General features: G+C 46.8%; 16 protein-coding genes. 13 read left to right on the top strand and 3 right to left on the bottom strand.

Features of this window, described 5'->3' with window-relative positions:
* Nucleotides 1-433: 433 nt before the first annotated feature.
* The 7 genes from P9687_RS01935 to pcp all read left to right on the top strand — a co-directional run bounded on the left by P9687_RS01935 (nt 434) and on the right by pcp (nt 6,079).
* A complete protein-coding gene (locus P9687_RS01935; protein ID WP_035189320.1) occupies nt 434-670 on the top strand; it encodes a hypothetical protein in 237 nt (78 codons plus the stop codon).
* Between the two features lie 22 nt (nt 671-692).
* Nucleotides 693-1,400, top strand: a complete 708-nt coding sequence (gene pxpB, locus P9687_RS01930) for a 5-oxoprolinase subunit PxpB (protein WP_035183384.1) — start codon at nt 693-695, stop codon at nt 1,398-1,400.
* Complete coding sequence (locus P9687_RS01925) at nt 1,397-2,398, top strand: biotin-dependent carboxyltransferase family protein (protein WP_328228671.1); 1,002 nt, start codon at nt 1,397-1,399, stop codon at nt 2,396-2,398. Before pxpB ends, P9687_RS01925 begins: the two co-directional genes overlap by 4 nt.
* Nucleotides 2,385-3,152, top strand: a complete 768-nt coding sequence (locus tag P9687_RS01920; RefSeq protein ID WP_035183386.1) for a LamB/YcsF family protein — start codon at nt 2,385-2,387, stop codon at nt 3,150-3,152. The genes P9687_RS01925 and P9687_RS01920 overlap by 14 nt, the downstream gene beginning before the upstream one ends.
* A 549-nt stretch (nt 3,153-3,701) precedes the next feature.
* A complete protein-coding gene (locus P9687_RS01915) occupies nt 3,702-4,391 on the top strand; it encodes a DUF969 domain-containing protein (RefSeq protein ID WP_026683891.1) in 690 nt (229 codons plus the stop codon).
* On the top strand, nt 4,388-5,341 hold the full coding sequence (locus P9687_RS01910; RefSeq protein WP_026683892.1) for a DUF979 domain-containing protein: 954 nt from the start codon (nt 4,388-4,390) through the stop codon (nt 5,339-5,341). Before P9687_RS01915 ends, P9687_RS01910 begins: the two co-directional genes overlap by 4 nt.
* Before the next feature lie 90 nt (nt 5,342-5,431).
* A complete protein-coding gene (pcp, locus tag P9687_RS01905) occupies nt 5,432-6,079 on the top strand; it encodes a pyroglutamyl-peptidase I (RefSeq protein ID WP_035183387.1) in 648 nt (215 codons plus the stop codon).
* A 330-nt stretch (nt 6,080-6,409) separates the two neighbouring features.
* Here the strand turns inward: pcp and P9687_RS01900 are convergent, their stop codons facing one another.
* From P9687_RS01900 to deoD, 3 genes are all read right to left on the bottom strand, one after another.
* Entirely contained in the window at nt 6,410-7,732 is a 1,323-nt protein-coding gene (locus P9687_RS01900) for an NCS2 family permease (RefSeq protein WP_017552281.1), read from the bottom strand.
* Between the two features lie 336 nt (nt 7,733-8,068).
* Nucleotides 8,069-9,268: a nucleoside transporter C-terminal domain-containing protein gene (locus P9687_RS01895; RefSeq protein ID WP_168985661.1), complete on the bottom strand. Its 1,200-nt coding sequence runs from the start codon at nt 9,266-9,268 to the stop codon at nt 8,069-8,071.
* A 323-nt stretch (nt 9,269-9,591) separates the two neighbouring features.
* Nucleotides 9,592-10,293: a purine-nucleoside phosphorylase gene (gene deoD / locus P9687_RS01890; protein WP_017552284.1), complete on the bottom strand. Its 702-nt coding sequence runs from the start codon at nt 10,291-10,293 to the stop codon at nt 9,592-9,594.
* A gap of 328 nt (nt 10,294-10,621) precedes the next feature.
* Between deoD and P9687_RS01885 the strand changes: the two genes are divergently transcribed.
* The 6 genes from P9687_RS01885 (at nt 10,622) to metE (ending at nt 18,306) form a co-directional block, all read left to right on the top strand.
* Nucleotides 10,622-11,575 carry a sugar-binding transcriptional regulator gene (locus P9687_RS01885; RefSeq protein ID WP_017552285.1) on the top strand — a complete coding sequence of 318 codons (954 nt, stop codon included), beginning with the start codon at nt 10,622-10,624 and terminating at the stop codon, nt 11,573-11,575.
* A 453-nt stretch (nt 11,576-12,028) separates the two neighbouring features.
* Nucleotides 12,029-13,222, top strand: a complete 1,194-nt coding sequence (locus P9687_RS01880) for a phosphopentomutase (RefSeq protein WP_168985660.1) — start codon at nt 12,029-12,031, stop codon at nt 13,220-13,222.
* An 18-nt stretch (nt 13,223-13,240) separates the two neighbouring features.
* On the top strand, nt 13,241-14,542 hold the full coding sequence (locus P9687_RS01875; RefSeq protein ID WP_168985659.1) for a pyrimidine-nucleoside phosphorylase: 1,302 nt from the start codon (nt 13,241-13,243) through the stop codon (nt 14,540-14,542).
* 26 nt (nt 14,543-14,568) lie between these two features.
* Nucleotides 14,569-15,216 (top strand): deoxyribose-phosphate aldolase, encoded by a 648-nt coding sequence (deoC, locus tag P9687_RS01870; RefSeq protein WP_061577630.1) that lies wholly within the window; start codon nt 14,569-14,571, stop codon nt 15,214-15,216.
* A gap of 70 nt (nt 15,217-15,286) precedes the next feature.
* Nucleotides 15,287-15,679, top strand: coding sequence for a cytidine deaminase (locus P9687_RS01865; RefSeq protein WP_014096980.1), 393 nt, complete (start codon nt 15,287-15,289; stop codon nt 15,677-15,679).
* A 329-nt stretch (nt 15,680-16,008) separates the two neighbouring features.
* Entirely contained in the window at nt 16,009-18,306 is a 2,298-nt protein-coding gene (metE, locus tag P9687_RS01860) for a 5-methyltetrahydropteroyltriglutamate--homocysteine S-methyltransferase (RefSeq protein WP_035183392.1), read from the top strand.
* Nucleotides 18,307-19,125 lie beyond the last annotated feature (819 nt).

The raw sequence follows: 19,125 nt of genomic DNA, 5'->3' as shown, positions 1-19,125 counted from the left end.
GTAAAATTTTACACATACCTATACCAGAAATAAAGGGAGCCGTTCACGTCCCTCCGCATCTTACACCTGACATGATGCACGCTATAGGGTGCCCCGCGCACCACCATGCTGCAAAGAATGCAGCACGCATAAAAGTCTGAAAATCTACCGGCGCAATTTTTCAGCCCAGACGCCTATGCAGCAGAGAACGTAGGATAGCAGCCCTCGTGCATTTTTAACGCAGCGCCATCCGAACAACAGTGCATGTTCAGAACAAGGCATGCAGCCCGCTGCTTCAACATGGCGGGAAACGAAACATACACAATTGTTGCCTTATCTCTTTATTCCGGTGTATATTTAGAAATATAAAAGTTTACCAAGTGAATAGTTAAAAATAGAAAGACTTTCCTAAATTATCATAAAATAATATTTTTGTAGGGCGCACCCTATCAGCATGTCTATTCAATCTGCAAACTTCCCGTATTGGATTCAAGATGCATTTTTAACAAACGATATTGAAAACGGATACAGTCGTGTGATTCAAGCAATGGGATCAAAAAACGTTAAAGCTGCCAACTGCTATTATTTCTTTGCGGCAAATCAAAACGAAGCGGTGTACATTGCCGGACAGGTTTTTTCCAGTGACAAAATAGAAAACATTTGTTATTATATGATAATAATCTTTAAATGAATAATAGGATGGAGGCGTCTATATGGATTTTCAATTATTTCCGGAAGGCGACGGCGCAATCCTGATTGAAGCAGGGAAAGAAATCAACCTTGCAAACCACCGGAAAATCCGGGCGATCGTTTCATTAATCGAAAATGCGGCGCCTGCGTGGATGATTGAATATATTCCCGCCTACACAACTGTCACCGTTCTGTATGACCCATTCAAAGTTTATGCAAAATTTGGCGAATATCCCTACAGATATGTATCCCGCTATTTCACTCGGCTTCTTGAAAAAGTGCAGCCTGCATCTATCCCAGAACCGCGCACAGTCGATATCCCGGTATGCTACGGCGGCGAATTCGGTCCGGATCTCGAACAGGTTGCCCGCATCAACGATCTTACGCCAGAAGAAGTGATCCGGATCCATGCTTCCGGCGACTACACCGTATACATGATCGGATTCGCACCCGGTTTTCCTTATATCGGCGGCATGCCTGAAAAAATTGCAGCGCCCAGGAAAAAAACGCCGCGGCTCAAAATTCCGGAAAGATCGGTTGGAATCGCCGGAAAACAAACCGGGATTTATCCGATCGAAACACCAGGCGGTTGGCAAATCATCGGTCGGACTCCCGTCAAACTGTTCCGGCCGGATCGGGATGGGCCAAGCCTCCTTCAAGCGGGCGACAAAATCCGCTTCCGGCCGGTGAGCCTTGAAGAATACCGGGAACTGGAGAAGATGCCATCATGATTAAAATTATCAAACCGGGCATGCTGACAACGGTGCAGGATCTCGGGCGGTCCGGCTACCAAAAATACGGGGTTGTCCAAAGTGGGGCAATGGATGCTTTTGCCCATAGAATCGCAAACTTGCTTGCCGGTAATCCGGAAAATGAAGCCACACTGGAAATTACACTCACAGGGCCGGTGCTGGAGTTTCAGAACGATACATTGATTGCCATTTGCGGCAGCGGGTTCCATGCTGTTTTGGACGGGAAACCGGTCGGGCTATGGCGGCCCAAAAAAGTGAAAAGCGGCAGTGAACTCAGACTCAGGCAGGACGGGATCGGTTGCCGGGTCTATTTGGCGGTTTCCGGCGGGATATCCGTTCCGGAAGTGCTGAAAAGCAAGTCAACCTACTTGCGTGCGAAGATAGGCGGTTTCAACGGCCGGGCACTCCAGGCGGGCGATGTGCTTGAAACCGGGATCCCCGGGAAAGTGTCCAGGCAGCTGACCGCATCTCTTGAATACCACTCAGCATGGTCGGTTTCGAAAAACATGCTGCCGGATTACGGTCCGTTTCCAACGATCCGGGTCGTTCCGGGCCGCCATGAGGACTTATTTACCGCAGAAAGTATTGGAACGTTTTTCCGTGAACCATACCGCCTTTCGCAAAATTCCGACCGGATGGGGTACCGCCTCGAAGGTCCGAAACTGGCGGTAAAAGCTACGCAGGAGATGTTATCTGAAAGTGTCGGCTTCGGGACTATTCAGGTGCCGTCCGGCGGGGAGCCGATTGTCCTGTTGGCAGACCGGCAAACGACAGGGGGATATCCGAAAATCGCCCAGGTTGCTTCTGTGGATCTGCCGCTATTAGCCCAGCTGAAGCCGGGTGATGAGCTCCGGTTTAAAAAAATAACATTGCAGGAAGCACAGTTGCTTTATATAGAAAGAGAAAAACAAATTCGCATGTTGAAGGGAACGATTGCCTACCAGGCGAAAAGGAGGGGCACACATGCCGAGCATTGATCTGAACTGTGATATGGGCGAAAGTTTTGGTGCCTATACCATTGGGAGAGATGAAGAAATACTGGATTTGATCACTTCCGCCAATATTGCGTGCGGTTTTCACGCCGGTGATCCTACTGTAATGCGGAAAACGGTCCGGATGGCAGCTGAAAAAGGGGTTGGGATCGGCGCGCACCCCGGGCTTCCGGATCTGATGGGGTTCGGCCGCCGGAATATGCAGATTTCCCCGCAAGAGGCTTATGATATGACCGTCTACCAGATCGGTGCCCTTGCTGCGTTTGCAAAAGCAGAAGGAAGCACCGTCCGGCATGTAAAACCGCACGGCGCACTTTACAATATGGCAGCCAAAGATACGGGACTCGCCGAAGCCATTGCGGAGGCGGTCTATGATGTAAGCCCCGACCTGATTTTATTCGGGCTTGCCGGCTCGGAACTTGTGAAAGCCGGGGAAAAAGCCGGCTTAAAGACGGCGAGCGAAGTTTTTGCCGACCGGACTTATCAACAAGACGGCGCTTTGACACCGCGGCGTGAACCGAATGCCTTGATTAAAGACCGTGAAACGGCGGCAAAACAGGTAATACGGATGATCAAAGAGGGCATGGTCACCTCTGTGCAAGGTGAAGATGTGAGTGTCCGTGCTGATACAATCTGTATCCACGGCGACGGCAGACAGGCGCTTCATTTCGCGGCATTTATCCGGCAGTCGCTTGAACAGGAAGGCATCGAGATAGAAAAAATCAGCCATTTGAGCTGATATAAACAGGGTGGCGCCAACTGGAATCCCGGCCGCCACCCCGCTGTAGTGGGAGTAGAGCAGCACAACGCCTATACTGAAAATTCGCAGTCTCGCCGCGTAAAACCAGGCCCAATCTCATAACGGCTGCCTATACCTATATATTTGTGAGTCTGCAGGGAGTGAAAATTCGCAACCTCCCCACCTAAAATTCTGTTAAATTGGCAATTGATGCATTAACGCAAGTGTTGAAAATGCACAACCTTTCCTCGTAAAACCGGGGCCAACCGGGGTAAGCCCGGCAGCACAACGGCATATGCCTGATTGGTTTTAACAAATAATCTCGGAACTGCCGCAGATTAAAATGTACATTCCCCATAGAACGCGTGAATTCCCCCGCCTTGAAGATTTATATAAAATGAACTTAAGTTTTTACATCACCTGAACACCCATTTGCATGATGACTATTTTTTACAAGCAGGCGACAGAGCGGCGAAATGATGTTCATTTTATTTAAAAACAAAAAGTACGGGCGGGGGTTAACTGTATACAGAAAAGGAGTGAACGGGTATGGTATTGATCGGTGTCGCACTGATTATCATTGGATTTGCACTCAGATTTAACCCGCTGGTCGTTGTGACCGTTTCGGGTCTTGTCACCGGATTGATCGCGGGTCTCCCGCTGAAACAACTGATTACGCAATTCGGGGAAGCTTTTACAACAAACCGCTATATGTCCATCTTAATTATTACCTTACCGGTGATCGGCCTTCTGGAAAGAAGCGGATTACAGGAACAGGCGAAACACCTCGTTTCCAAAATCAAAGCAGCAACGGCCGGTAAAATTCTGACATTTTACCTGCTGATCCGCGAAATTGCCGCGGCGCTCGGTCTGAACAGCCTGGGCGGACATCCGCAAACAGTGCGGCCGCTCATCGCACCGATGGCTGAAGGGGCGGCAGAAGCAAAATACGGTGATGTACCGGAAGAAGACAGAGAAGAAATTCGTGCCCAAGCGGCAGCTGCCGACAATATCGGCCTGTTTTTCGGAGAAGATATCTTTGTTGCGGTCGGCGCCATTCTTTTAATGAAAGGATTTTTTGACCAAAACGGCATTAAAGCGGATCCGATTTCGATGGCGCTTTGGGGGTTGCCGACAGCCATATTCGTATTTATCGTCCATTCCATCCGGCTCCGCCTCTTTGACCGGAAACTGGACCGCAAGCTTGGAAAAACCGGAAGCAAGGATGTGAAAAAATGATCATCTCAACTGAGTGGATTTATATCATCATGGGAATCGTTTGCTTTTTCTGCTCTGTCTACACTTTTTTTGATCAAGCAAACAGCAGGCGCATCCCGTCCGGCCTTTTTTACCTGATTTACGCCGTGACGCTCTTGTTTGGAAAAGTGATTCCGCCTTTTTACACCGGGCTGATGGTGCTTGCCATGGTGGCGATTGTGGCATTTGGCGGCCTGCAAAAGGGAAGCTACAATGGGGCAGGTGCGGATGAGCGGGAAAAAAGCCGCAAACGATTGGGAAACCGGCTTTTTCTGCCGGCAATACTCATCCCGGTTTTAACCGTATTGGGCTCAAAATTGCTTGTCAATGTGAAAATCGGCTCGCGTCTTTTGCTGGACCCATCCAATCCGACGCTTGTCGCGCTTGGAGTGGCGTGTATCATTGCCATCCTTACCGCAATGATGCTGACAAAAAGCCGTCCGCAAACCACGTTTAAAGAATCACGGCGTCTTTTGGAAGCAATCGGCTGGGCTGTTGTCCTTCCGCAAATGCTGGCGACACTCGGTACCATTTTTACAAAAGCAGGGGTCGGCACAGTGGTGTCAGGCCTGATTACAAAAGTGATTCCGGAAAATTCGGTTTTCTGGATCGTGTTCGTTTTCTGTGTTGGGATGGCGCTTTTTACGATGATTATGGGCAATGCGTTCGCTGCTTTTCCGGTGATGGCGGCCGGGATTGCGATTCCGTTTTTGATCGAGCGGTTCGGTGCCAATGCGGACCAGATTGCAGCCCTTTCGATGTTCGCCGGTTACTGTGGCACGCTCATGACCCCGATGGCAGCGAATTTTAATATTGTGCCGGCTGCGCTATTGGATTTAAAAGATAAAAACCATGTCATCCGTGTACAAGTGCCAACCGCGCTGCTGACACTTGCATTTAACATTGTATTGATGTATCTGTTAGTCAAATAGGATGAGATCCATTTAGAGGTATGGGGTAAATCAATACCTATTCGTGAGTAAATGAGAGATCATGGCACTTTATTGAAGGAGGAGAGGAAAATGGAGAAAAAAGTACTCTTAACCGGTTTTGATCCTTTTGGCGGGGATAAAGTAAACCCTGCCCTGGAAGCGGTAAAGCAATTGGACGGAAAAAATATGGAAGGCATTCGCATCGTCACGCAGCAAGTGCCGACCGTATTTCACGAATCGATCCGGACCGCTGCTGAGGCCATTGAACGCGAAAAGCCCGATGTTGTCATTTGTGTGGGACAGGCAGGCGGGCGCACGCAAATCACGCCGGAACGTGTGGCGATTAATATTGATGATGCCCGTATCCCGGACAATCAGCATCATCAGCCCATTGACGTCCCGATTGCAGCGGACGGCCCCGCGGCTTATTGGTCAACGCTGCCGATTAAAACGATCACGAGGCAGCTGCGGGAGGCGGGAATCCCGGCTGCTGTCTCCAACACAGCAGGCACATTTGTCTGTAACCACCTGTTTTATGGCGTCATGCACCATCTGGCAAAAAACAACATATCAGCCCGCGCCGGTTTTATTCACGTGCCTTATATTCCGGAGCAAACAACCGAAACAGGTGCCCCGAGCATGTCACTTGAAATGATCGTCAAAGCGCTTGAAATTGCAGTTTTCGTCTCCGCCACGGCCGAAAAAGATCTGGTGGAAACAGGCGGGGCATTGCATTAAGGGATATGAAAAATTGTAGCCCCGCGGATGAAGGACAAAACGGAGTTGGCCACTGTGTGAAATGTCTTTTGTAAAGGCTATGAAGGACAAAAGGCGTTTGGTTGAGTCCGGAAATGTCCTTCAGAGAGTCAATGAAGGACAAAACAGATTTGCTCGCGGCTCGGAATGTCTTTCATCGAGGTAATGAAGGACAAAAGACTGTTGCCTGTATCGTGAAACGTCTTTCACAGGGCCAATGAAGCAAAAAGAAATTCGCCGGTGGCACAAAACCCCTCAAAAAAACCCGTCTGGAAAGTTCATTTCCAGACGGGTTTTTCGCTTTTCTTCCTATTATAATAAAGCGCTGCAGATCAAGTTGATCAGAAATAAAGCCCCTAACAAGATCATCACAGGGTGTAATGTTTTTGCCTTCCCTTCCAGGATTTTCAGAACGGGCCAAGCTACAAAGCCAAAAGAAAGGCCGGTAGAAATACTGGATGTAAAAGGGATCAGCACGATGATCAAAAATGCCGGAAACCAGCTGCTGAAATCATCGAAATGAAGGTCTTTTAACTGCTGCATCATGATGGCGCCGGTAATGACGATAATTGGCGCAATGGCAGCCTGCGGAATATAACCCAAGAGTGGCGTAAAGAAAAGCGATAAGGCAAACAGAATGCCGGCTGTTACCGCCATGATCCCCGTTCTGCCGCCGCTTTCGATTCCGGCCGCGCTTTCTGCAGCGGCAACGGTCGGGCTTGTGCCCAATATCCCCGAAATCAAGCTTGTCGTAGCACTCCCTTCGAAAGTCCTTTTAAAGTTCCTTTTATCGGGGAGGATGCCCTCCAACATGCCCATCGACTCAAAAATGAGGATCATCGACATGGAAAAGACTGCGAGCAAAAACGGGAGAGAAAACAGGTGTGAGAAATCCCCTTTTCCAACAATTGCGCCATAGCTCGTAAAATCGGATAAGGACACATGCGCGGACTGGCTGCCGTGGATGCCAAACAGGATGCCAGCAATCGCCGTCACTGCAATGCCAATCAAAAATCCGCCGTTTACTTTTTTGATAAAAAGCATCAAGTTGACAAAAAGGCCGAACAAGAAAAGAAGGACATTCGGATTGGTGAGAGAGCCGAGCTCGATTAAGGAAGCTTTCCCCGGCTGGATCAGCGCCGCCTTTTCCAGCCCGATTTCAACAAGAAACAACCCGATTCCGACTGTAATGCCGGTTTTTAAGGCAGCCGGGATGGCAGCCGATAACACCGTGCTCAGTTTTGTAAAAGCAACGAGCATGTACAGCACACTGGCCAGCATGGAAATCGCAAGCGCTTGTTGCCATGACAATCCCATATTGACGACAATCGTATACGTAAAAAAGGCATTGACTCCCATTCCGGGCGTTAGGATGATCGGGGCATTGGCCCAAAATCCCATCATCAGGCAGCCTGCTACAGAAGACAGGATGGTGGCAAATACACTTAAATTGACGGGGATCCCGGCATCCGCCAAAATCATCGGATTGACAATGATGATATACGAAATGGCGAAAAAACCGGTCATCCCGGCCGTGATTTCTCTTTTTATAATAGATTTATCAGAAAAGGCCTGCCATAAGGATGGCCGGCCGGAAGACAGCGTACGATCATGATAGAACTGGTGATGAGACATTTTGATTCATTCCCTTTTTATTTGTATGTTCTATTGGCAACCGCCGATTCCTGCCTGTTTAGAACGGGATGTTTGCTACACCTCCAGCCGGCATGAACAGACAGAAACCGTTTTTTCAAACAGCAGAAAGATGAAAAGCCAGCAACAAGTCGGAAAACGAGCGGCTCCTTCGACATCTCTTCACCATCTGTCCAGGTATCAGATAGAGAAGGAGACCTCATCTAAAGAGCCGTACACCCCATCCGCGAACAGGAAGGGTGCACGGAGTTTTTAAATTTTGTTCTTCCGGAACGAAGCCCCCTGGTTTCAGGGAAAATTTTACACATGATCATCCTATCACCATACAAACAAACCGACAAGGCCGGCGCTCAAAAGCGAGACAAGGATACCGGAAAGGATTAAATAGCCTGCATTTTTCGAAATATGGTGTACAGTTGCTTTGTCCGACAAATCTTTAAACGCACCGATCACCATTCCCAGTGTCGAGAAGTTCGCAAAAGAAATCAGGAACGTGCAAAGGACGGCACGGAAATGCGGTGCGAACGTGTTGACTTTTGGCGCAATTTCACCCATTACAACAAACTCATTGGTAACCAGCTTCGTCCCCATATATTGTGCCATTTGGAAAGCCTGGTCTGCCGGCAGTCCGAGCAAAAAGCTGAATGGGAACAAGATGATGCCCAAAATCGATTCCATTGTCAGCCAAGGTGCGATGAGCATCAGAAGTTTGTCAATCAATGCGGCAAGTGCGACAAATGCGATAACAGAAGCGGCAATGATCAAAATCAATTTGCCCGCTGCCAGAATGGAGTCGCCAAGGAAAGAAAAGAAAGGTTCTTTTTCTTCTTTTTTGACTTCCACTACTTTATCTTCATCCCGATCGATCTTTACAGGGTTTAAGATGTTGACAACAATAATAGCGTTGATGATATTGAGCGGAATGGCAGAGAGCACAAATTGTCCCGGCACCATTTGTGTATAGGCCCCGACAATGGCTGCGGTAATGCAGCTCATCGACATCATCGCCAGTGTTAAATTCCGCTCCGGGCTGTTCTTTTTAATTTGCAGGCTGGAAACCGCCAACGCTTCCGTATTGCCCAAAAACATCATTTCAACAGAGAAAAACGACTCGAATTTCGGCTGACCGGTAATTTTGGACAAAATCCATCCGAGTTTGCCGATGATCCAAGGCAATACATTGAAATAAGTTAAAATGTCAAATAAAGGAACGACGAGTAAAATCGGAAGCAATGCACTGACGAAAAAGTCCATTTGTTTGACATGCACCCAGCTTGAAAAGGCAAACCCGATGCCGTCGTAAGCCGTCTGCACAAGCCAGTTAAAACCGTATGCTGCCCCGTGCACCATGGCGCGCCCCACCGGAAAACGGATTAAAAACCAAGCCAGGAAAATATTGAGGACAACCATTAAGGAAATGGATTTCCAATGAATATTCTTTCTATCCTTTGACAATAAATAAGCGACGCCAATAAATACCAAAATGCCAACGATGTTGAGAAGCAAATATCCGAACATGGCATAGACCTTCTTTCCATTAAGATAAACAAAACGCTTATGAAGCTTTCAGCATGTCCCTTGAAGCGTATGTGTGTTTGTACACTTCCTTTTATGCTGAAACTTCAAATGTTTTTGGAAAAAGTTCAAACAAAAGCAGGGTGGCTGTGTTCTGTTTCACAAAGTGAATATAACACCGAATTGAACAGTTGTAAACGCAAACATAAAATTATTTTCAAAGATTAAATTTTCAGTTTACAGGAAAGGGAAGAAAAACCAGGGAGGGCAATGGATTCCGGGAAAAAGAAGAGCCGGCCGATAAACCGGCCGGCAACATTTTTTGCTTACTTTACAGCAGCATCTAAAGCAACGCGGATCATGTCATTGAATGTGGTCTGGCGTTCTTCAGCACTTGTCGCTTCCCCTGTTAACAGGTGGTCGCTGACCGTTAAAATTGCCAGTGCTTTTCTGCCATATTTGGCTGCCAGCGTGTAGAGGGCTGCAGTTTCCATTTCAACGGCCAAAATGCCGTATTGTGCCCATTTTTCGTGTTCGGCGTAGTCATCATAGAATAAATCCGCACTGAACACATTGCCGGCTTTCAAATTCAATCCTTTTTCCACGCCGCTTTCATATGCGCTTTTCAGCAAGTCAAAATTTGCCAGCGGTGCGTAATCCATTGCACCGAAAATTTTCCGGTTGATTTGGGAGTCGGTCGATGCCCCCATGGCCAAAATGACATCACGGATTTTGACATCTTTTTGAATGCCGCCGCATGTCCCAACCCGAATCAAATTTTGCACTCCATAATCCTTCATCAGTTCCGTGATATAAATCGAAATCGAAGGAATGCCCATGCCTGTGCCTTGGACCGATACTTTTTTGCCTTTATACGTTCCCGTAAATCCGAACATATTTCTCACTTCGTTATAACATACCGCGTTCTCGAGGAAATTTTCCGCAATATACTTCGCCCTGAGCGGGTCTCCCGGCAACAGAATCGTGTCAGCAATCTCGCCTTGTTTTGCGCCAATATGTGTGCTCATTTTATGATGCTCCTTTACTGAAATTGTCATCCGTACAAAATGACCGGATGCAGCATGTCTGAATTGTACAAAAAGGAGAAAAAAAGGTCAAACCAAGATGCATCTTGAATACTAGTGCCAATATAACACGCTCGCGAAAGTTTGTAAACGCAGACATGAAAATAATTTCACAAACCCGATTGCCAAATGTAAAGAAGAACGGTTAAAATAAAGGCAGAAAGAGCTGCTGCATGTTTGCATTCCAAGCCGTGCTGCCGCGTTTCACGATTTTCCACAAAAATTTTATATAAGGTGCTCATTTTTGTATCAGGCCGGGGAGGGGAACCTGATGAAGAAAGAAATGGAGAAAAGCAAGTTAAGCATTGAAGTGGCAGAGCTCTATTATCAACTAAACTACAGCCAGCAGCAAATATCTGAACATTTAAAAATATCTCGTCCGACGGTTTCCAGATTGCTACAATACGCGAGAGAAAAGGGATATGTACAAATCAAAATTGCGGACCCTTTCGTGGATTTGCAGCAACTCGAGCAGCAATTGGCTGAAAAATATCACCTGAAAGAAGCCTGTGTCGCGTTTTCACCTGCATCAGATCCGGCAACCATCTTGCATTATGTGAGCATTCGGGCGGCCGAATATGTAAGCGGATTGATCCGAAACGGCATGAGCATCGGCATCAGCTGGGGATCGACCATCTATGAGGTCGCGGCAAAACTTCCGAAAATGCATGTAAAAGGGGCAGAAGTGGTACAGTTAAAAGGCGGGACAAGTTTTTCGCATGTAAACACGTACGCATGGGAAACGTTAATGCTTTTCGGCAATGCCCTGCAGACGCTCCCTGTCTATTTTCCGTTGCCGCTGTTGTTTGAAAAGGCGGAAGCCATGGAGATCGTCATGCAAGATCAATCCATCCAAAAAATTATCGAGAAAGGCAGGGAAGCCCAGGCAGCCATTTTTACGGTCGGTGCTGCAGATGAAGAAGCCTTGCTGTTTAAACTTGGTTATTTTACTGAGGCGGAAAAAGAAAAACTGATGGAAAAAGCTGTCGGGGATGTGTGCTCACGGTTTATAGACCGAAACGGGGAAATATGTGACACAACGATTAACAAGCGGACGGTGAGCATTGAACTTGCGGAGCTGCGCAAAAAGGAATGGTCCATCCTCGTTGCGGGTGGCAGGCGAAAAGTCCTTCCTGCCCACACGGCACTTACAGCCGGCTATGCAAATGTATTGATTACCGATCAACATACCGCCAAACAATTGCTGGGCATGGAACAGGGATAAAATAAGGGTTTCAATTTCCGGTAAAAGAAGAACGCGTGGGAAAAAACGGTTTCCTCCGTTGTGATGGCCAGGCAATATAGCACACCCGTTGAATTCACGGAAAAACAGGAATGCTAATTGGACAAATGTTCCAGACCGGCCAACTTTTTAGCGAAACCAATGTCGAATAGACGCAACGCGCGAAAAAACAGGCATCCCCAATATCGCTGTGTCCCAGATATTGACAAAGAAAAAACAGAGGGCTATGATGGGGGCGAAAGGAAGCGATTACAGCAGGTGAAAACTTTTACCTGTTTTTTCGAAGCTTCCTTGCTACCTGCCGGCCAGCCGTTTTTACAGGTAGACCTTTTACTGTGGCTGTCCTTCTGTTTCACAACGGGGTACCTGCGCAGTAACCAGCATGAAAGTAAGTGATTCTTCAAACTATGTTTTGGCATAAAGGAGAGAACAATAATGGCAGAAAAATTTAAAAGAGTATCGATTATTGTACTGGATTCGGTCGGAATAGGAGAAGCACCCGATGCAAAAAAGTACGACGATGAAGGATGCGACACACTCGGCCACATTGCCGAAAAAATGAACGGGCTTAATGTCCCGAATATGGCAGCGATGGGATTGTCCAATATCCGTCCGGAAAAACCGCTCGTTGGGGTACCGGTTCAGGAACATCCGAAAGCTTTCTTCACCAAAATGCAAGAGATTTCTGCAGGGAAAGACAGCATGGATGGCCACTGGGAAATGATGGGTCTTCCTGTCACGAGCCCACTCCGCACGTTTCCAGAAGGTTTTCCGGATGAATTGATAAAAAAAATCGAGGATTTCAGCGGCCGCAAAGTGCTTTGGAACAAACCGGCAAGCGGCACGGAAATCATTAAGCAGTTCGGTGAACGACAAATGGAAACAGGAGAGCTGATCGTGTACACTTCCGGTGATTCTGTACTCCAGATTGCGGCTCATGAAGAAATCATTCCGCTTGAAGAATTGTACAAAATCTGCACATATGCGCGAGAGTTGACGATTGATGAGCCTTACCGGATCGGGCGCGTCATTGCAAGGCCGTATGTCGGAACGTCTGCCGATAATTTTACAAGAACGTCCAACCGGAAAGACTTTACGCTGGAACCAACGGAAGAAACCGTGATGGATTTTATCAAAGATAGCGGGCTGGATTCCATCGCCATCGGGAAAATCAACGACATATTCAGCGGTCACGGGATCACAAAAGGATTCCACACCGAAAGCAATATGGACGGCATGGATAAATTAGTGGACGAACTGAAAAAACCGTTCCACGGCCTCTGTTTTACGAACCTTGTCGACTTTGACGCGAAATACGGCCACCGCCGTGATCCGATCCGCTACGGACAAGCGATTGAAGCGTTTGACAAGCGGCTTGATGAAGTGCTGCCGGAACTGTCAGACGAAGATTTACTGATTATTACGGCTGACCACGGAAACGACCCAGCGTTTAAAGGAACGGACCATACACGGGAATTTGTGCCGCTGCTTGTCTACTCCCCGCGCTTTAAAGAAGGTCGCGCCCTTCCTGTAAGGCAGACGTTTGCCGATCTCGGCGCAACGATCGCAGAGAACTTCGGTGTCCGTGCGCCTAAAATCGGGACCAGCTTTTTGAACGAACTACGCTGAAAAGAAAGGTGACGAGCCATGCGGATGATCGATATTATTGAAAAAAAGCGGAACGGCGGAGAACTGGAAACGGAAGAAATCAACTTTTTTGTGAAGGGATATACAGAAGGCACCATTCCTGATTACCAGGCAAGCGCCCTGGCCATGGCCATCTATTTTCAGGATATGTCAGATCGGGAAATTGCGGATCTGACCATGGCGATGGTCCATTCCGGGGAAACGCTTGATCTGTCTGCCATCCACGGCATCAAAGTAGACAAACATTCAACCGGCGGTGTCGGTGACACAACAACACTTGTCCTCGCCCCTCTTGTAGCCGCACTTGGCGTCCCGGTAGCAAAAATGTCGGGCCGGGGCTTGGGGCATACAGGCGGTACCATTGACAAACTGGAATCCATTCAAGGGTTTCATGTTGAAATTACGACAGACCAGTTTATTGATTTGGTGAACCGGGAAAAAGTTGCCGTTATCGGACAAACCGCCGACCTGGCACCTGCTGATAAAAAGCTGTACGCACTAAGAGATGTCACTGCAACGGTGGACTCCATTCCGCTGATTGCAAGTTCAATCATGAGCAAAAAAATTGCTGCGGGTGCAGATGCCATTGTTTTAGATGTCACAACAGGCGCCGGTGCTTTTATGAAAAAAGAAGAAGATGCCATCCGCCTTGCTGAAACAATGGTCCGGATCGGCAACCATGTCGGCCGCAAAACCATGGCCGTGATTTCCGATATGTCCCAGCCGCTCGGATATGCCATCGGGAATGCCCTCGAGGTAAAAGAAGCCATCGACACGCTAAAAGGAGAGGGCCCTGACGATTTGACGGAACTGGTGCTTGCACTCGGCAGCCAGATGGTGGTGCTTGCCGGAAAAGCGACGACATTGGAAGAAGCAAGGAAAATGCTGAAAGAAGCCATCGCGAATGGCGCCGGTCTTGAAAAGTTTAAAAAATTTGTCGCCAACCAGGGCGGGGATCCTTCTGTGATTGACCATCCGGAAAAACTGCCGCAAGCGAAATATGCGATCGATCTCCCGGCAAAAACTTCCGGGTACGTTTCCAAAATGGTTGCAGACCAGATCGGGGTTGCGGCAATGATGCTGGGGGCAGGACGCGCCACGAAAGAAGATAAAATTGATTTTGCAGTCGGAATCGTTTTGCGGAAAAAAGTCGGGGATCGGGTAGAAGCCGGAGAACCGCTCGCCACGATTTATGCAAACCGGGAAGCAGTCGAAGAAGTAAAGGAAAAAATATACGACAATATCACCATCTCCGATCACGGCGAGGAACCGAAACTGATTCATAAAATCATTACAGAATAATCGATCCTATTGAAAGGGGAAATTTTATGACGAACCTTGCAGCGTATATTGATCATACCTTATTAAAACCGGAAGCAACCGAAAAAGACATTTTAAATTTAACAGCAGAAGCTGCACAATATCATTTTGCATCTGTCTGCATTCATCCTTACTGGGTAAAATTGGCTGCCAAAGAGCTGGCTGGAACAGGCGTGAAAGTCTGCACCGTCATTGGCTTCCCGCTTGGCGCCACAACGTCCGAGACAAAAGCCTTTGAAACGAAAAAAGCAATCGAGGACGGCGCGGAAGAAATGGATATGGTCATCAATATCGGCGCATTAAAAAGCGGAGATATAGAAGCCGTTGAGGCGGATATCCGTGCGGTCGTGGAAGCGGCACAAGGAAAATTGGTCAAAGTCATTATCGAGACCTGCTTATTGACAAACGAAGAGAAAGAACTGGCTTGCAGACTGGCTGTCAAGGCAGGCGCCCATTTCGTAAAAACGTCAACCGGATTTTCAACAGGCGGCGCCACGATAGAGGATGTAAAACTGATGCGGCAAACAGTCGGGGACAAAGCCGGTGTCAAAGCTTCAGGCGGAATCCATACAAAAGCAGAAGCGGAAGCCATGATTGAAGCCGGCGCAACAAGAATCGGTGCCAGCTCCGGCGTAAAAATTGTGAGCGAATCGTAAGCGGGGATTCGCTCGTTCAAAGAGCAGGATCGGTGCAAATCGTAAGCGAATAAGAAAGGGAGTGCGAGACATGGATGTTGAAAAATGGGTCAAAGATGCCATTGAAATTCGGAAAGCCGCCTATGTTCCTTATTCCCACTTTGAGGTCGGCGCCTGCCTTATTACAAAAAGCGGGAAGGAATATTTAGGATGCAATATTGAAAATGCATCATACGGATTATCCAACTGTGCGGAAAGAACGGCTATTTTTAAAGCTGTATCTGAAGGGGAAAGGGAATTTCAATACATGGTCATCGCCGGAGATACGGATGAACCCATTGTGCCATGCGGGGCATGCCGCCAAGTGATGAGTGAATTTTGCGAGAAAGATATGCCGGTCCTGCTCGTGAACACAAAAGGCGACAGACGGCTAACCACCGTCGGAGAACTCCTCCCCGGCGCATTTTCCAAAGACGATATGTAAGCCGAAAACAGGCAGCAAAATTCTTGCTGCCTGTTTTTGTGCGGTGATATACGGGACCAGCATGCGCTTATATGCAGCGGATTCCCGCGCCTATTTGGAATGCATAAAGATAATTCGTACGGTTTTACCGTTTAAGATGGCATTTCGAACGATTTCCCCTCGAAAATAATCCCCCGACGTATTCACCGAATCCAATTTTTCCTTGCATTCAGGCACCAGCCTGTATACAATAAGAAACATAACTTCAGTATTTTTCATAACTTCGGTATTTTTCCATAACTTCGCAGCGGAACCCCTTATACAGGGTCACGAACAAGGAGGAGAACGATGTGTCAAAAGTAAAAAGTTCCAACTTAGGTTACCCCAGAATCGGAGAAAAAAGGGAATGGAAAAAGGCGCTCGAGCAATTTTGGTCAAAAAAGCTTTCTGAAGAAGCGTTTTTAAAACGGATAAAGGAATTGCGTTTGAGTTATTTGGAAAAGCAAAAAAATAGCGGGATCGATCTGATTCCTATCGGTGATTTTAGCTTATATGACCATATTCTCGATACTTCAGTTCTTTTCGGCTTTATCCCTGAACGGTTTCACCATCAAAACGGCGCTGTCAGCTTAGATACATATTTTAGTATAGCCCGCGGCAATTCTAATGCGGTCGCTTCCGAGATGACAAAATGGTTTAATACCAATTACCATTACATCGTCCCGGAAATAAACGCCGGCACTACCCCTTATATTACTGAAAATCGTTTGCTCAATCTTTATCTTGAAGCGAAGAAAGAGCTGAATATCGATGGAAAGCCGGTTATTGTGGGCCCTGTTACCTTGTTAAAACTATCAAAGGGGTTTGAAAAGAAGGACTTTCCGAATCTTTTGCGCGCCCTTATCCCGCTTTATATTGAAGTCTTTACCGATCTTCAAACAGCGGGAGCGACATGGGTTCAAGTCGATGAACCCATTCTTTCCACAACGCTTGACAAGAAAGAGCTTGGCTACTTCAAAGAAACATACGAAGCTTTTCATCAAGCTGTTCCCAATTTAAATCTTTTACTTCAAACGTACTTTGAATCTGTTGATCATTATCAGGACGTGGCAGCTCTCCCTGTCCAAGGGATTGGTCTTGATTTTGTATATGATGACGGTGCTAATCTTGCATCACTTGAAAAATACGGATTCCCGGAAGATAAAGTACTTGCTGCGGGAGTGGTGGATGGCCGGAATATTTGGCGCACCGATCTTGATGAAGCGTTACAACAAGTAAATGATCTCCTCCATTTTGTGGATCAGGAACGGCTTTGGATTCAGCCATCCTGCAGTTTACAGCATGTTCCCGTCACGGTCCGCCAAGAAAGCGAACTGGAGCCAGTTTTAAAAAATGCGATCAGTTTTGCGGATGAAAAACTGAAAGAAGTCGTGGCACTTGTAAAAGGCGTGAATGAAGGGCGCGATGCCATCCTTGAAGAAATAAAAGAAAGCAACGAAGCGATACAGGCATTAAATCACTCATCGCATCGAAACATTGATTCAATTAAAAAAGAAATTCAATCGCTTGGGGATGACATGCCAAAACGGCCGTTGCCATTTTCTGAGCGGCAAGCGATTCAAGAAAAGAAGTGGAAACTGCCGCTTCTGCCGACGACAACAATTGGCAGTCTGCCGCAAACCAAAGAGATTCGTTCAGCAAGACAAAAATGGCGCAAGGGCGAATGGACGGAAAGCCAATATGAACAATTCATTCAGCAAAATATCGCAAAATGGATTAAAATTCAGGAAGACTTGGACATCGATGTGCTCGTCCATGGTGAATTTGAGCGGAATGACATGGTCGAATATTTTGGTGAAAAACTTCGCGGCTTCGCTTTTACCCGTTTTGCCTGGGTTCAATCGTATGGTTCCAGATGTGTCAAGCCGCCGATTATTTTTGGCGATGTTGATCTGGAGGCTCCAATGACCGTAAAAGAAAGCACCTATGCCCAAAGTCTGACAACACGACCGGTCAAAGGCATGCTCACCGGCCCTGTTACGATTTACAATTGGTCATTCGTTCGAAATGATATCAGTCAATTTGATGTCTTCAAACAGATTGCGCTTGCCTTGAAAAAAGAAATTCATGCCCTTGAGGAAAATGATATTCGGATGATTCAAGTAGATGAACCCGCGATTCGCGAAGGGTTACCATTAAAAGAGGAGAAAAAAGGAAAGTATCTTCATGATGCTGTTTATGCTTTCCGCTTGGCAACCAGCTATGTGGATCATAGCACACAAATTCATACGCATATGTGTTATTCAGAATTTGATGAAATCATTGATGCCATCGATCAATTGGATGCTGATGTGATTTCAATTGAGGCTGCCAGAAGCCATGGGGAAATCATTTCCACCTTTGAAGACCATGAGTATGACAAAGGGATCGGCCTCGGTGTCTATGACATTCACAGCCCCAGAATACCAAGTGTGGAGGAAATCAAGACGAGCATTGAACGTGCGCTTCGAGTGATTGATCCTAAATTATTCTGGATCAATCCTGACTGCGGCCTGAAAACAAGAAAACCGGAAGAAACGATTCCTGCACTTAAAAATCTTGTCCAAGCGACGAAAGAAGTCAGGGAAAAACATTTACAGCTCAAGTAAAAGCTAAAGGATATGGGCCACCATTGGCTCATATCCTTTTTTAAAATAGACATGCTCTATGTTAAGGAACAAGGCCAATTTTTCATGCTTTCTTAACGTAGACGCCCTCTATGTGAAGGAACAAGGCCATTTTTGCGCGCTTCCTTAACGTAGACGCCCTCTATGTTCAGGAACAAGACAATTTTTCCATGCTTTCTTAACGTAGACAGCCTCTATGTAAAGGAACGAGGCCAATTTTTCATGCTTTCTTAACGTAGACATGCTCTATGTGAAGGAACGAGGCCAATTTTTCATGCTTTCTTAACGTAGACGCCCTCTATGTTAAGGAACAATGCCATTTTCGCACGCTTCCTTAACATAGACATGCTCTATGTGAAGGAACGAGGCCAATTTTGCATGCTTCCTTAACGTAGACATGCTCTATGTGAAGGAACGAGGCAATTTTTTCACGCTTTCTTAACGTAGACATGCTTCATGCGATTAAGTCCGTATAATTGTGTAAAAAGAAGGAGTCATTTTATCAACTCTTGGCAACACTGTTTTCAACGACAATAAACAATGAAAAGAGGAGATAAAATGACTCACTTACAGTTTAACCTAAATTTGGATGTTTTAAAAGAAGCCATCATGACTTGTATGTGTAAAATTTTACTCGAAGGGGCAAATGAGTGGAAAAAAATGGGAAGACGCTCTATCATCTAATTGTACACTTCAAGATGAACATCTAGAGAGAGAGGTCTTCCCATGGATATTATATCAATAATTGCTGGATTATTAAAGGATACAAAGAGTCTTATCGAATTTGAAGAACAGCTTAAA

Source organism: Weizmannia sp. CD-2023 (assembly GCF_036225245.1).
Classification (GTDB): Bacteria; Bacillota; Bacilli; order Bacillales; family Bacillaceae_C; genus Weizmannia; species Weizmannia faecalis.
The sequence above is the reverse complement of the archived record's forward strand: the minus strand, read 5'-3'. Positions and strand labels throughout refer to the sequence as shown.

What these genes read in the sequence shown, in the direction of transcription:
- P9687_RS01935 (WP_035189320.1), top strand. Translation starts at nt 434, where the DNA reads ATGTCTATTCAATCTGCAAACTTCCCGTATTGGATTCAAGATGCATTT.
- pxpB (WP_035183384.1), top strand. Translation starts at nt 693, where the DNA reads ATGGATTTTCAATTATTTCCGGAAGGCGACGGCGCAATCCTGATTGAA.
- P9687_RS01925 (WP_328228671.1), top strand. Translation starts at nt 1,397, where the DNA reads ATGATTAAAATTATCAAACCGGGCATGCTGACAACGGTGCAGGATCTC.
- P9687_RS01920 (WP_035183386.1), top strand. Translation starts at nt 2,385, where the DNA reads ATGCCGAGCATTGATCTGAACTGTGATATGGGCGAAAGTTTTGGTGCC.
- P9687_RS01915 (WP_026683891.1), top strand. Translation starts at nt 3,702, where the DNA reads ATGGTATTGATCGGTGTCGCACTGATTATCATTGGATTTGCACTCAGA.
- P9687_RS01910 (WP_026683892.1), top strand. Translation starts at nt 4,388, where the DNA reads ATGATCATCTCAACTGAGTGGATTTATATCATCATGGGAATCGTTTGC.
- pcp (WP_035183387.1), top strand. Translation starts at nt 5,432, where the DNA reads ATGGAGAAAAAAGTACTCTTAACCGGTTTTGATCCTTTTGGCGGGGAT.
- P9687_RS01900 (WP_017552281.1), bottom strand. Translation starts at nt 7,732, where the DNA reads ATGTCTCATCACCAGTTCTATCATGATCGTACGCTGTCTTCCGGCCGG.
- P9687_RS01895 (WP_168985661.1), bottom strand. Translation starts at nt 9,268, where the DNA reads ATGTTCGGATATTTGCTTCTCAACATCGTTGGCATTTTGGTATTTATT.
- deoD (WP_017552284.1), bottom strand. Translation starts at nt 10,293, where the DNA reads ATGAGCACACATATTGGCGCAAAACAAGGCGAGATTGCTGACACGATT.
- P9687_RS01885 (WP_017552285.1), top strand. Translation starts at nt 10,622, where the DNA reads ATGAAGAAAGAAATGGAGAAAAGCAAGTTAAGCATTGAAGTGGCAGAG.
- P9687_RS01880 (WP_168985660.1), top strand. Translation starts at nt 12,029, where the DNA reads ATGGCAGAAAAATTTAAAAGAGTATCGATTATTGTACTGGATTCGGTC.
- P9687_RS01875 (WP_168985659.1), top strand. Translation starts at nt 13,241, where the DNA reads ATGCGGATGATCGATATTATTGAAAAAAAGCGGAACGGCGGAGAACTG.
- deoC (WP_061577630.1), top strand. Translation starts at nt 14,569, where the DNA reads ATGACGAACCTTGCAGCGTATATTGATCATACCTTATTAAAACCGGAA.
- P9687_RS01865 (WP_014096980.1), top strand. Translation starts at nt 15,287, where the DNA reads ATGGATGTTGAAAAATGGGTCAAAGATGCCATTGAAATTCGGAAAGCC.